Here is a 12,468-nt window from a genome sequence, read left to right as displayed (position 1 = left end):
CTCCACAAGCCTGAGACATACCTCTCGGATGTACGTTGCCAAGAGTTCACCTTCACGTAGGTGCCGATTCACTCTGGGTGCGCGACCGGTACGCGTGGACCCACCAGCGTGTCAGCGTGGAGGAGAAGCCTCTGTTGAGACGGTTCGGACGGAAGGAAAGCGATGCGGGACGCATACCACGAGGAGCTCGACTCGATCGGTGACGGGCTGGTCGAGATGGCCCGCCTCGTCGGGTCCGCGATAGGCCGGGCCACCACCGCACTGCTGGACGCCGACCTGAACGTCGCGGAGAGCGTCATCGCGGCGGACGAGAAGGTCGACACGATCCAGCGGGAGCTGGAGAACCGGGCGATCACGCTGCTGGCCCGGCAGCAGCCGGTCGCCACTGATCTGCGGATAGTCGTCACCAGCCTGCGGATGAGCGCGGACCTGGAGCGGTCGGGCGACCTGGCCCGCCACGTCGCCAAGCTCGCCCGGCTGCGCTTCCCGAGCTCGGCGGTCCCGGCCGACCTGCACAGCACGATCCTGGAGATGGGCCAGCTCGCCCAGCGCCTGATGGCCAAGTGCGCCGAGGTCATCGTGACCAAGGACGTCGACGACGCGCTCCAGCTCGAAGCCGACGACGACCGCATGGACGAGCTCCACCGCACCCTCTTCCAGCACCTGCTGGACGACCGCTGGAAGCACGGCATCGAGACCGCGGTGGACGTCACCCTGGTCGGCCGCTACTACGAGCGGTTCGCCGACCACGCGGTGTCGGTCGCCAAGCGCGTCGTCTACCTGGTGACGGGCGAGCACGCGGACGAGCTGACCCCGGCCCCGACGGTGGTGGAGGGGGCGTAGGGAGCGGGCGGCGCTTGGGGGGAGTGCCCTTGTGCGCCGTTGAAGCGCCGTGATGTGACGGGGTTCACTGGTGGCAGGCAAGTCCGAGGAGGCTGTACTGATGCCGGAATCCCCCACGCAACCGCCCGCCCGCCGTGACCGGCCCGCACCTGTCGACGGCGCTGCCCCGCTGCGTACTCCGCTTCCCCTGGTCGCCGCCTGCGGCTGCGGCTCGGGCTGCGGCTGTGGCTGCCAGTCCGGCGCGCCCTGCCAGTGCAGTGGCTGCTCGCACTAGCTGAAAGCGGCGCCACCCGCGCGAGGGAAGGGCCCCACCCGATTCGGTCGGGTGGGGCCCTTCCGTCTGTCCGCCGCCGGCCGCTCCGGGCCGCGCCTGCGGACCTCGGCAGCTGCGGACCTCGGCAGCCCGCAGCTCCTCCGCACGCCCGCGCCCCCGGCCTCCGCAGCTCCGCGCCTCCGCACAGAGAGCCGATGTCTTCCGCGTCGATCACCCCGAACATTCTCTCCCTGCACGGGTATTGCCCCACGCCGATCTCCTCGTCACGCTACTCATCGGATGTATCCGGCTCCCGGCTCCCTCCGTAGTCCGTATGGAGATCACATGCGCTTCGGCACCCTCACCGCACACATCGCGCTCGCGGCCGCCGCCGTCCTCACCGGTGCGGGCGCGCTGCCCGCGCATACCGGCCATACCGGCGACGGCCACCCCCGTCCCGCTCCGGCCGAGGTGCTCCATGTCTCCCCGGCCGGCCACGGCGCCGCCTGCACCGCGCGCACCCCGTGCGGTCTGACCACGGCCCACACCCGGGCCCGCACGCTCGCCGCGAAGTCCGCCCACTCCGCTGCCGCCCGGTCCGTCGTGGTCGAACTCCAGGGCGGCACCTACCGGTTGACCGGCCCGCTCAGCCTCGGCCCGCAGGACTCCGGCACCCCCGGCCACCCGGTGGTCTACCGCGCCGCCGCCGGGCAGCGGCCCGTACTCAGCGGCGCCGTCCACGTCACCGGCTTCACCGAGGTGGATGCCGCCCGGCACCTCTACAGCGCGCCGGTCCCGGCCGGCACCGAGAGCCGCGAGCTGTTCGTGAACGGCGTACGGGCCGACCGGGCCCGCGGCGCCAAGAACCCCGGCGGCTTCACCGCGACCGCCACCGGCTTCACCACCAGCGACCCCTCGTACGCGGCCTGGCCGAAGACCCCCGACGTCGAAGTGGTCCAGAACAACGCCTGGAAGCAGATGCGCTGCCCGCTGACCGCCATCACCCCGAGCGCGTCCGGCGGCAGTGACCTCACCGTCGACCCCACCTGCTGGCACGACAACCACACGGCCGTCCCCAACCCGAGCTTCCCCTTCAACGGCGCCGGCCTGCCCACCCTGGACAACATCACCTGGATCGAGAACTCACCCCAACTGCTCGGCACGCCCGGGCAGTTCTACCTGGACAGCGCCAAGGGCCGGCTCTTCTACGTCCCCCGCCCCGGTGAGAACCTGGCCACCGCGGATGTCGAACTCCCCACCGTCCAGCAGCTGGTGAACCTCGCCGGCTCCCCGGGCCACCTGGCACCGCTCAACGACACCGACCCGCACGCCGTTTACACCGGAGCGTGGTCGTACCAGGGCGGACGCCACTACGGCGACCTCGGCGCGGACGTCCACTACACCGAGACCAACGGCGACTCCTTCTCGTACACCTTCGACGGGACCGGCATCCAGGTGCTCTCGGAGGTCAGCTCCGACGAGGGCGGCGCCGATGTGTACGTGGACGGCCGGAAGGTCTCGACGGTGACCGGGAGTACGACCGGGGACCGGCTCGCCCAGCAGGTGCTGGCGTCGGTGACCGGCCTGGCCAAGCGCACCCACACCGTCAAGGTGGTGAAGACCGGCGGCAGTTACCTGCTGATCGACGGCTTCACGGTCGTCCCGGACGTCGTCACCCCGGTCCACGACATCACCTTCTCCGGTCTCACCTTCGCCTACACGACCTGGAACGCGCCCAGTTCACTGGGCTACGTCGACAACCAGGCGGGTGTGCTCTGGGATCCCAGGACCCTCGCGCCGACCCGGATCCCGGCCGCCGTCCAGGTGCACCGGGGCGCCCGGATCACCTTCTCCGGTGATGTCGTCACGCACACCGGCACCAGCGGGATCGACCTCGCCGACCAGACCCAGGACTCCACGGTCACCGGCAGCACGATCACCGACCTGTCGGGCGCGGGGGTCGCCGTGGGCGAGGTCGACGACTACTACCAGACCCAGCCCGCCCTGATGACCAGCGGAAACACCATCTCGCAGAACATCGTGCAGACCCCGGGCCAGGAGTTCTCCGACGCGGTCGGCATCTGGGTCGGACACAGCCGCGGCACGACCCTCGCGCACAACGACGTCGGGTACACCCCGTACTCCGGCATCTCCATCGGCTGGGGCTGGGGCTGGGCGTCGAGCTGCGACCTCCAGGCCAGGCAGGGCCTGCCGGTGCCGTGTCTGCACGGCACCACCTACACCGGGGACAACCACGTCGTCGGCAACCACGTGCACAGCGTGATGGGCGTCCTCTTCGACGGCGGCCCGGTCTACACCCTCGGCGGGCAGGCGCTGCCGTCGGAGTTCACCGGAAACGTGCTCTCCGAGTGCATCGACGGCTGCAACATGATCTACCACGACGAGGGCAGCTCGCTGTGGAACACCCATGACAACGTGGTGCGTTACGCCAACGGCTCGCTGTGGCTGAATCTGTGGACGCCGAGCATCCACGACGACACGATCCACGACAACTTCAGCGACACCGCGGCGTACAACAACAGCGGAACCGCCATCGACTTCCAGCAGTCGACCGTGGTGACCGACGGCGACTGGCCCCCGGCCGCCCGCGCGATCATCGCCGCCGCCGGCCCGGGCACCCTGCCCGGCGCCACCGTGGACGACGACGACCTGCGGGTCGCGTACACCGGCAGCTGGTCCTCCAGCGGCTCCCGCGGCCTCGGTGATCTGCACGACGGCGTCCACTACACCCCGTCGGACGGCGCCGCCGCGACCATCACCTTCACCGGAACCGGCATCACCGCGTTCACCGAGACCAACTCCGACGAGGGCGACATCGCCGTCACCCTGGACGGCGCGGCGCGCGGCACGGTCAGCGCCGCCTCCGCCACCCGCCTGGCCCGGCAACCGGTCTTCACCGCGACCGGGCTGTCACCCGGCACCCACACCCTGACCCTCACCAAGGAGAGCGGCAGTTACCTGCTGATCGACGGATTCACCCTGCGCTGACGTTGGCGGTGAGGCGGCGCAACAGGCCCCTGATCTGCTCGGTCTCCCCGGCGTTCAGGCCCATTGCGCCGCCGATCTCCGCCGGCACCGCCGCCGCCCGTTCGCGCAGCTCGGCGCCCTGCGGGGTCAGCGTGATCCGCACCGAGCGCTCGTCGTCCGGGCGGCGCTCGCGGCGCACCAGGCCGCTCGCCTCAAGGCGCTTGAGCAGCGGCGTCAGGGTGCCGTAGTCGAGCTGGAGGGCGGCGCCGAGTTCCTTGACGGCGACCGCGTCGTGCTCCCACAGCACGAGCATCACCAGATACTGCGGGTACGTCAGCCCGATGGCGTCGAGCAGCGGGCGGTAGCGTGCGGTCACCGCGCGGGATGCCGCGTACAGGGCGAAGCACAGCTGGTCGTCCAGGAGCAGGGTGAACTCCTGTCCGTCCTCGGGCGACGTGCCGCTCATCGGACCTTCTCTCCCGCGGTGCGGCCCGGGCGGCCGCGTTGCCGGACCACCAGGGTAACCGCATCCGGGGCTTTACTGGGGGACGATCTGCGTGGGGGCATTTAACTTGTGCACGATGTAATCGCGTACTAATGTCATGCCCGCAAGGTTCGCTTGCAGCGATGCGAAGGAGCAGCTCATGTCCGAGTCCACGGCGTCCACGTCGTCCACGTCGTCCACGTCGTCCACGTCGTCCACTGAATCCACCGGGCCCACGGCGTCCACTGAATCCGCGGCACCCACCGCGTACACCCCGGTCCAGCCCGTTCTGGAGCCGGCCGCCGCGGCCTTCGCGGAGGCCACCTCCAAGCCGCCGTTCCTCTACCAGCTACCGCCCGCCGAGGGCCGGGCAGCCGTCGACGACGTCCAGTCGGGCGACATCGCCAAGCCGGAGGTCGACGAGGAGTGGGTCACCGTCCCGGGCGGCCCGACCGGCAGTGTCCGTACCCGCATCGTCCGCCCGAAGGGAGCCACCGGTCCCCTGCCGGTCGTCCTCTACATCCACGGCGCCGGCTGGGTCTTCGGTGACGCCCACACCCATGACCGCCTGGTCCGCGAACTCGCCACCGGGGCGGAAGCCGCCGTCGTCTTCCCCGAGTACGACCGCTCGCCGGAGGCCCGCTACCCCGTCGCCATCGAGCAGAACTACACGGTCGCCCGCTGGATCGGTACGGACGGCGCCGCCCACGGCCTCGACAGCGGCCGGCTCACGGTGGCCGGCGACTCGGTCGGCGGGAACATGGCCATCGCGCTGACCCTCCAGGCCAAGGAGCGCGGCGACGTCCACCTCCGCCAGCAGGTGCTCTTCTACCCCGTCACCGACGCCGCCTTCGACACCGGCTCCTATCACCAGTTCGCCACCGGGTACTTCCTCGCCCGCGACGGCATGAAGTGGTTCTGGGACCAGTACACGACCAGCGAGGAGGAGCGCGCCCAGATCACCGCGTCGCCGCTGCGCGCCACAACCGAGCAGCTCACCGGGCTCCCCCCGGCCCTGGTCATCACCGGCGAGGCGGACGTCCTGCGCGACGAGGGCGAGGCGTACGCCGCCAAGCTCCGCACCGCCGGCGTGCCGGTGACCGCGGTCCGCTTCCAGGGCATCATCCACGACTTCGTCATGGTCAACGCGCTGCGCGAGACGTACGCGGCGGAGGCGGCGATCGCCTTGGCGGCGAGCACGCTGCGCAAGGCGCTGCACGACGCGTAGCCACCACGACGCGGCCGCCCCCTGCTCCCTCCCGCCCGCACCTCCCACCGGCCCCCGCACCGCACCGCACCGCCCGCGACCCGTCGGCGCGGCGCGGCCCGGGCGGGGGCGGTCAGTCGGCGGGCGGGTGGGGCCGGTCGGCGGCGGTGCCGAAGCCGGAGAGGCCCGCGGTGAGGAGGTCGGCCGCCCGGCGGACGTCGGCGGCCACAAGGGCGCGGACCTGGTCGGGGGTCCGGGCGGCGTCCATGTGCTTCCGCAGCGCCGCGAACTGGACCTGCCAGAGCCCGAGGAGGGCCGTCGCGGCGATCTGCGGCTCCGGGTCGGCGGGGTCGGCGCCGGCCCGGGCCGCCAACACCTCCGCGGCCACCGCGACCAGCCGGTCCGTCATGTCCCGCTGATGCGCCCGCAGGGCCGGCGTGCCCTGGATCAGCGCACTGAACCGCTGCACCTTCGTGATCGCCTCGGCCGGGTCCTCCTGCAGGTCCAGCCACGACGTCATCGCACCGAGTTCGGCCGCGAGGATCCGTACCGCCGCCGTGACCACCGGGACCTCCGGGTCGGCCAGCGAGGTGCGCAGCGCCGCCATCGTGACCTCGGGCAGGTCCAGGACCAGCGACTCCTTGGTCGGGAAGTAGTTGAAGACCGTCTTCTCCGACACCCCGCACGCCGCTGCGACCTCCGCGACCCGCACCGCCTCGAAGCCCCGCTCCACGAACATCTCGGTCGCCACGTCGGACAGCCGCTGGCGCATCTGCCGCTTCTTGCGTTCCCGCAGGCCCTCCGCCTTGCCGGCCGGCGCATCGGAAGGGCCCGCCACCGCCGACCAGTCCACCGTTCGCGCGCTCATGGCGACAGGATAGTCCGGCCGCAGCATTTTTTCTGCTACCGTAATTTTTCAGTAGCCGTAAAAACATCGCCGCGGCTCCCGTGCCCGCGGCGACGCCACCCCGGCAGCGGCTGTTGAGGGGCGAATCACCGTGCACGTCCTCGAATGCGTCAACCTCTTCTTCGCCGGTCTGCTGGCCGGCGCTGAGCTCGTGGTCCGGTTCGGCGTCCGCGCGCCACTGGCCGCCCTGGACGAACGACCGCAGATACGGCTCCGCCAGGCGCTCATCAGAACCCTGCGGGTGGTGGTGCCGAGCCTCTACGTCCCCGCCGCCCTGACCGGAATCGCGGTCACCGTATGGAACGCCTCCGGCACCGGCTTCGCGCTCCAGTGCGTGGCCCTGTCCGCCGTCCTCGTCTGGACCGTCGCCACCTTCGGCGGCACCGTCCCGATCAACGAGGGAATTCTGGAGTGGAGGGCCGACGCGCCGCCGGCCGACTGGCGGGCGATCGTGCACCGCTGGGAACGGCTGGACACCGTACGGAGCTGGGCCGCGGCCGGTTCGTTCGCGTTCTTCCTGGCCGCCGTGGCGCGGCAACTCACCTAGCCGGCACGGCGGTTGAGCGCCCCGCCGCCCCGCCGCCCCGACCCTCCCCGACCGTCCCAGAACCCATGTCACCGAAGGAGCACCACCATGCCCACCACCCCCCGTATCGCCATCGTCGGTGCCGGCCCCGGCGGCCTGCTCTGCGCCCGCGTCCTGCAACTGCGCGGTCTCGCCGTCGAGGTGTACGACGCCGATGCCTCCGTCGACGCCCGCGACCCCGGCGGCACCCTCGACCTGCACGCCGACACCGGCCAGATCGCGCTTGAAGACGCGGGCCTGCTCGCCGAGTTCGCCGCGCTCGCCCGTACCGAGGGGCAGGCCAAGCGCACGCTCGACCGGCACGGAAAGGTCCTCGCCGCGTACGTACCCGACGAGGACGAGACCGCCGCTCCGGAGATCGACCGCGGCCAGCTCCGCGCGCTGCTCGCCGCACACGTCCGCCCCGGCACCGTGCGGTGGGGGCACAAACTGGTCGCGGCGACCGCACTCGGCGCGGGGACGCACCGGCTGGAGTTCGCCAACGGCGCCGTCGTGGAGAGCGACCTCGTCATCGGCGCGGACGGCGCCTGGTCCCGGGTCCGGCCGCTGCTGACCGACGCCGTCCCCCGGTACACCGGCGTCTCCTTCCTCGACATCCGCTTCGACGACGTCGAGCGCCGCCACCCCGGGATCGCCGAACTCGTGGGCGACGGCCACATGTTCGCCAACGGCGGCGACGGCCGGGCCATCATCGGCCAGCGCAACAGCAACGGTGTGGTCCGCGGCTACGTGGGCCTGCGGACCGGCCTCGACTGGTACCACGCGGCCGGCGTCGACCTCGGCGACACCGCCGCGGTACGGCGTTTCCTGCTCGGTGAGTTCGCCGGCTGGGCCGACACGCTGCTGCCCTTCATCGCCGACAGCGAGTCCTTCACCAACCGGGCGATCCAGGTGCTGCCGGCCCCTCTCACCTGGGCGCACACCCCGGGCGCCACCCTGCTCGGCGACGCGGCCCACGTCATGTCCCCGTTCGGCGGCTTCGGCATGAACCTGGCGCTGCTCGACGGCGCGGAACTCGCCCACGCGCTCGCCGAGGAGCCGACCGTGGACGCGGCCGTGGCCCGCTACGAGACGGCGATGTTCGCCCGCACCGGCCCGCTCGCCGTCGGCGCCAACGAGGCGCTCGACCGGTTCTTCGGGGCCTTCGACCCGGCCGACATCCCGGACCAGAAGGCGTCCGCCCACCAGTACAAGCAGGCAGCCGCCGTGTACCGGCGGCGCGGCACCGCGGACGGCACCTGGACCCTGACCTTCCCCACCCCGGCAGGCGAACGTCAGGCCGAACTCGTCCTGGCCACGACGCCGACCGTCAGCGGCACCCTCGACGGCACCCCGATCGAAAACCCCGCCCTCACCGCCGGCACCCTCACCTTCACCGCCCGCATCACCTCCCCCGTCCGCCTGAAGCTCACCTGCACCGCCACCCTTGACGGCCCCACCCTCACCGGCACCGCGAAATCCCGCCGGCTGACCTTCCCTTTCACGGGCACCCGCCAAGCCCCCACCGCCTGAAGGTCACGCGTCGATCCGCCCATTGCCCTCTTCCCACCCCGCACCGCCCTGTTCGAGCAGCACGGTCCGGCGTATCCGCTCAGGGCCGAGCCGGCGATCGTGCAGGGTGAACACCTGGCTCGCGCCAGGCGCCGGACGCGGCACCCCCGTCGATGTTCCCGTGCGCCACCAGCACCCGCCCGGCGAGTTCCTGCGCCTGCAACAGCGCCAGGTCCGCCCGCCGCGAGGCCCTGCTCCGACGCGCCCTGCGCCAACGCGAGCGCCTGGTCCGAGAAGGCGGCTTTGCCTGTGGCGGAGCCGCGTTGCGCGGTAGCGTGACGCCCCACGACCGGCCGCACTCGGGGGGGACCCATGCCGGACAAGCGTGAGCGCGTTTTCACCGAACAGCTGGATCTGCCGGGGGGCCGCCGGGCACGGGTGTCCGCGTACGACGACGGGTCCGTGCGATTCGAACTCAGCGACGCGCCGTACGTCATCCAGGAGGCGTTCCTGGGCGGCCGGGGAGATCACGCCGTCCTGATGCTCTCCCCGGGAAAGCAGGGAAGCGCCGCCATGCACGGAAAGGTGCAGCCCCCACCCACCCCCACCGCCTGACCACGGCCCCCACTCGCAGTAGGGAGGCAGGTACACCGTGAACACAGCGGCACTGGTTCTGTCCATTGTGGCCGTGGTCGTCTCTGTTGTGGTTTCCCTCCGGCAGATCACCCTCGCCCGCCACTCCAACGCTCTGCCCGTTGTCATCGATCTCTTCCGCGAGCATCGGAGCGACCACCTCACCACGGCACGAGCTTTCGTTTACCGGGAACTCCCGGCCTACGATCTGTCACAAGGACTCGACGCGCTCCCCGAAGAAAAGCAGAGGCTCGTCCGCGATCTCGCATGGTTCTACGACAACTTGGGAGCATTGGTCGCGCACAACCTGGTCGATGTCGAACCCGTCTCGGGATACCTTGGCGGCTCGGTAATCCTGATCTGGGAGAAGATGGAACCCCTCGTCCGAGGCGAGCGCGTGAAGCGAGATCCAGCCAACCAGGATCCCATCCGCTGGCAGGTTTACTTCGAGAATCTCTACCACCTCGTGAAAGAGACACCCCCGTCGAAAGCCAGATCCGGCGAAAAGCTGTGGCGGCTAACCCAATAACCAGCCTCGTATCAGCGACGTTGGTCGAGTACGTCCACTGATCACGGATGGACGCGAGGGCGTACCCCTACGCATGCGAGCGCGGAACGAACTCCCCGGCACTGCTGCGCCTCGGCGCTCCGGGACGCCGGGGCGGAGCGTCAGGACGCTGCCCGAGTACCCGGCACTCTCCGACCGGGCCTGGCACCGAGCCCTTTTCAACGTGCTGCACGTCGCACCGTGGTCGTCGCCGGATCTGTGCCCGACGGTTCATCAGCCTTTGATGTCCGGTCGCTCCGCAGACTGGAGCAGGCTTGGGCAATTTTGCACTGGCCCCCAGCACCTCGATGCCGATGAGGCGGCCCTGTTCGTCGAAGTCGAGGTTGATCATGGCGTCGGTGTCCACCGGATCGCAGGGATACATGCGCGCGGACCGAACGAGGGCCTGCGGTTCAGTGAGGTACACGTACGCTGCGTCCGCAGTCCTGTCGTAGGTGACTCTGACGTCTGCCACGGCGAGCGAGCTCCCTTGCTGTCGTCTGCTAGCGGCACTGTCTTTGTCCCTCGGGCCGAACCGTCCTCATGACGTGGCGAGGTGCAGGGCCAGGACGGCCTCGACGATTTCAGTGACGCGCAGCCAGGTTGGAAAAGCCTCACTGTGGGTGTGAGGACTCGTAACTGAAATAAGACCGAAGGATGACCGCTATAGACGCTGTGCGAACGCCGCATGCACCCCGCGTGACACCGCTACGCTCCCCCCGAGGTCTTCGATCGCCTTGCACAGTGCCGCTTGAAGGGTGACCAGCTGCTGTGGTGTGAGGGCCCTGTGGTCGCTGAACGTGGCGAGGAGACCTACCCAGTCCGTGGCGCTCACTGTGTCTTTCCATCGGTAGGTGCGGGTCTCGGTCGGCCCGAACGCCGAAATGGACTCGAACGGCTCGCCCTGTGCCTGGAGCGGTTCGTAGCTGTGCGTTCTTGCTTGCGGCGCGTGCTCGTCATAGACGCGCTGGAAGAGCGCCGCCACGTCGTCATCGAGGAGGTAATAGCTCCAGAACAGCGCGAGCGTGCCCCGGGGACGCAGCAGCGCTGCGGCCTTCTCGCTTCCTCTCACCGGATCGATCCAGTGCCACGCGTCAGCGCACGTGATCAGACCGAACTGGCGGCCCGTGGCATCCCAGGACTCGAACTCCGCGACCTCAACCGGGACCCCGTGCCCACGCGCGAGGTCGGCCATCCGTTCGTCGATCTCCACTCCGAGCACCCGTATCCCGCGGCCGGCCAGCTCAACGGCGACTTTGCCGGTGCCGCAGCCGACATCCAGCACTTCGACGGGCCGCAGCGCGACCAGGTCATCGAGGAGCGCGTGCGGCGGGGAGGGCCGGTACCGGTCGTAGTGCTCACTGGCTGAGCCGAACGACTGAGCGCTCGTCCGATCCAGGTGATACTTCGGCGACGTCATGGGGCCGACGCTAGCTGGCGGCCCGCGACCAGCGCGGATTCCTCGTGAGAACCGTGGCAGGTCGTCCCCGATCCGAAACCCAGCGCTGTTGCGGGACCGCGTCCAGAGCCACTTGCCCCTCGGATGGGTTCGGGTGCTGTCCAGCACCGTGGTCCCCTTGCCATCGCACGTCTCAGCGGACGTGTTGCCCGATGCGGCACCACGGCCCGAGGACGCCCCGGCGGAAAAGAACGCCCCCGCACCACGGAGAATGCCGCGGGTCGGGGGCTTACAGGCGTCGCGTTACTACTTCTTGCCCTGGTTTTTGACCGCCTCGATGGAAGCCGCCGCGGCCTCGGGGTCGAGGTAGGTGCCGCCCGGGGTGATCGGGTGGAAATCGGCGTCCAGGTCGTAGGAGAGGGGGATGCCGGTGGGGATGTTGAGCGCCGCGATGTCCGCGTCGGAGATGTTGTCGAGGTGCTTGACCAGCGCCCGCAGGGAGTTGCCGTGGGCGGCGACCAGAACGGTGCGGCCGGCCAGCAGGTCGGGGACGATGCCGTCGTACCAGTACGGCAGCATCCGGTTGACGACGTCCTTGAGGCACTCCGTGCGCGGCCGGGCCTCGGAGGGGATCGCGGCGTAGCGGGGGTCGTCGGACTGGGAGAACTCGGTGCCGTCCGCCAGGACCGGCGGCGGCGTGTCGTAGGAACGGCGCCAGAGCATGAACTGCTCCTCGCCGAACTCCGCGAGCGTCTGCGCCTTGTCCTTGCCCTGGAGCGCGCCGTAGTGCCGCTCGTTCAGCCGCCACGAGCGCCGTACCGGGATCCAGAGCCGGTCGGCCGCCTCAAGGGCGAGCTGTGACGTGCGGATCGCCCGCTTCAGCACCGAGGTGTGCACCACGTCGGGGAGCAGGCCGGCGTCCTTGAGCAGCTCGCCGCCCCGGACCGCCTCCTTCTCGCCCTTGTCGTTGAGGTTGACGTCCACCCACCCGGTGAACAGGTTCTTCGCGTTCCACTCGCTCTCGCCGTGGCGGAGCAGGATCAGCTTGTACGCAGCAGCAGCCATGCTCCTGAGCCTAATGGAAATGGCTTGGCGCCTCTCAGCCGCCCTAGGTAATCTGCGCAAGGCGA

At 70.3% G+C, this 12,468-nt stretch carries 12 protein-coding genes; 7 read left to right on the top strand and 5 right to left on the bottom strand.

Annotated features, from left to right (window positions below):
• The first annotated feature begins 162 nt into the window (after positions 1-162).
• Together phoU and OG552_RS20325 are read left to right on the top strand one after the other, a co-directional pair.
• Positions 163-843, top strand: coding sequence for a phosphate signaling complex protein PhoU (gene phoU / locus OG552_RS20330; protein WP_329134947.1), 681 nt, complete (start codon positions 163-165; stop codon positions 841-843).
• A 598-nt stretch (positions 844-1,441) separates the two neighbouring features.
• Positions 1,442-4,105 carry a right-handed parallel beta-helix repeat-containing protein gene (locus tag OG552_RS20325; protein WP_329134945.1) on the top strand — a complete coding sequence of 888 codons (2,664 nt, stop codon included), beginning with the start codon at positions 1,442-1,444 and terminating at the stop codon, positions 4,103-4,105.
• Here OG552_RS20325 and OG552_RS20320 read toward each other — a convergent pair.
• On the bottom strand, positions 4,092-4,550 hold the full coding sequence (locus OG552_RS20320; protein WP_329134944.1) for a MarR family winged helix-turn-helix transcriptional regulator: 459 nt from the start codon (positions 4,548-4,550) through the stop codon (positions 4,092-4,094). The genes OG552_RS20325 and OG552_RS20320 overlap by 14 nt on opposite strands.
• A gap of 178 nt (positions 4,551-4,728) precedes the next feature.
• On the opposite strand from OG552_RS20320, the gene OG552_RS20315 reads away from it, so the two are divergent.
• Positions 4,729-5,796 (top strand): alpha/beta hydrolase, encoded by a 1,068-nt coding sequence (locus OG552_RS20315; RefSeq protein WP_329134943.1) that lies wholly within the window; start codon positions 4,729-4,731, stop codon positions 5,794-5,796.
• A gap of 112 nt (positions 5,797-5,908) precedes the next feature.
• Here OG552_RS20315 and OG552_RS20310 read toward each other — a convergent pair whose 3' ends face one another.
• Positions 5,909-6,643, bottom strand: coding sequence for a TetR family transcriptional regulator (locus OG552_RS20310; protein ID WP_329134941.1), 735 nt, complete (start codon positions 6,641-6,643; stop codon positions 5,909-5,911).
• A 130-nt stretch (positions 6,644-6,773) separates the two neighbouring features.
• Here OG552_RS20310 and OG552_RS20305 point away from each other — a divergent pair, with 130 nt between their 5' ends.
• The 4 genes from OG552_RS20305 (at position 6,774) to OG552_RS20290 (ending at position 9,921) form a co-directional block, all read left to right on the top strand.
• On the top strand, positions 6,774-7,229 hold the full coding sequence (locus OG552_RS20305; protein ID WP_329134939.1) for an anthrone oxygenase family protein: 456 nt from the start codon (positions 6,774-6,776) through the stop codon (positions 7,227-7,229).
• 87 nt (positions 7,230-7,316) lie between these two features.
• Complete coding sequence (locus OG552_RS20300) at positions 7,317-8,780, top strand: FAD-dependent oxidoreductase (protein ID WP_329134937.1); 1,464 nt, start codon at positions 7,317-7,319, stop codon at positions 8,778-8,780.
• Positions 8,781-9,131: 351 nt separating this feature from the next.
• A complete protein-coding gene (locus OG552_RS20295) occupies positions 9,132-9,374 on the top strand; it encodes a hypothetical protein (protein WP_329134934.1) in 243 nt (80 codons plus the stop codon).
• Between the two features lie 37 nt (positions 9,375-9,411).
• Entirely contained in the window at positions 9,412-9,921 is a 510-nt protein-coding gene (locus OG552_RS20290; protein WP_329134933.1) for a DUF4760 domain-containing protein, read from the top strand.
• A 67-nt stretch (positions 9,922-9,988) separates the two neighbouring features.
• Here the strand turns inward: OG552_RS20290 and OG552_RS20285 are convergent, their stop codons facing one another.
• The 3 genes from OG552_RS20285 to OG552_RS20275 form a co-directional block, all read right to left on the bottom strand.
• Positions 9,989-10,366, bottom strand: coding sequence for a DUF2283 domain-containing protein (locus OG552_RS20285; RefSeq protein WP_329140963.1), 378 nt, complete (start codon positions 10,364-10,366; stop codon positions 9,989-9,991).
• 237 nt (positions 10,367-10,603) lie between these two features.
• Positions 10,604-11,359, bottom strand: a complete 756-nt coding sequence (locus OG552_RS20280; RefSeq protein WP_329134931.1) for a class I SAM-dependent methyltransferase — start codon at positions 11,357-11,359, stop codon at positions 10,604-10,606.
• Between the two features lie 285 nt (positions 11,360-11,644).
• A complete protein-coding gene (locus tag OG552_RS20275) occupies positions 11,645-12,403 on the bottom strand; it encodes a phosphoglyceromutase (protein ID WP_329134929.1) in 759 nt (252 codons plus the stop codon).
• Positions 12,404-12,468: the final 65 nt, after the last annotated feature.

Origin of the sequence: Streptomyces sp. NBC_01476 (assembly GCF_036227265.1) — a bacterium.
In the GTDB taxonomy this organism is placed as follows: domain Bacteria; phylum Actinomycetota; class Actinomycetes; order Streptomycetales; family Streptomycetaceae; genus Actinacidiphila.
The sequence above is the reverse complement of the archived record's forward strand: the minus strand, read 5'-3'. Positions and strand labels throughout refer to the sequence as shown.

What these genes read in the sequence shown, in the direction of transcription:
- OG552_RS20325 (WP_329134945.1), top strand. Translation starts at nt 1,442, where the DNA reads ATGCGCTTCGGCACCCTCACCGCACACATCGCGCTCGCGGCCGCCGCC.
- OG552_RS20320 (WP_329134944.1), bottom strand. Translation starts at nt 4,550, where the DNA reads ATGAGCGGCACGTCGCCCGAGGACGGACAGGAGTTCACCCTGCTCCTG.
- OG552_RS20275 (WP_329134929.1), bottom strand. Translation starts at nt 12,403, where the DNA reads ATGGCTGCTGCTGCGTACAAGCTGATCCTGCTCCGCCACGGCGAGAGC.
- OG552_RS20315 (WP_329134943.1), top strand. Translation starts at nt 4,729, where the DNA reads ATGTCCGAGTCCACGGCGTCCACGTCGTCCACGTCGTCCACGTCGTCC.
- OG552_RS20310 (WP_329134941.1), bottom strand. Translation starts at nt 6,643, where the DNA reads ATGAGCGCGCGAACGGTGGACTGGTCGGCGGTGGCGGGCCCTTCCGAT.
- OG552_RS20280 (WP_329134931.1), bottom strand. Translation starts at nt 11,359, where the DNA reads ATGACGTCGCCGAAGTATCACCTGGATCGGACGAGCGCTCAGTCGTTC.
- OG552_RS20300 (WP_329134937.1), top strand. Translation starts at nt 7,317, where the DNA reads ATGCCCACCACCCCCCGTATCGCCATCGTCGGTGCCGGCCCCGGCGGC.
- OG552_RS20295 (WP_329134934.1), top strand. Translation starts at nt 9,132, where the DNA reads ATGCCGGACAAGCGTGAGCGCGTTTTCACCGAACAGCTGGATCTGCCG.
- phoU (WP_329134947.1), top strand. Translation starts at nt 163, where the DNA reads ATGCGGGACGCATACCACGAGGAGCTCGACTCGATCGGTGACGGGCTG.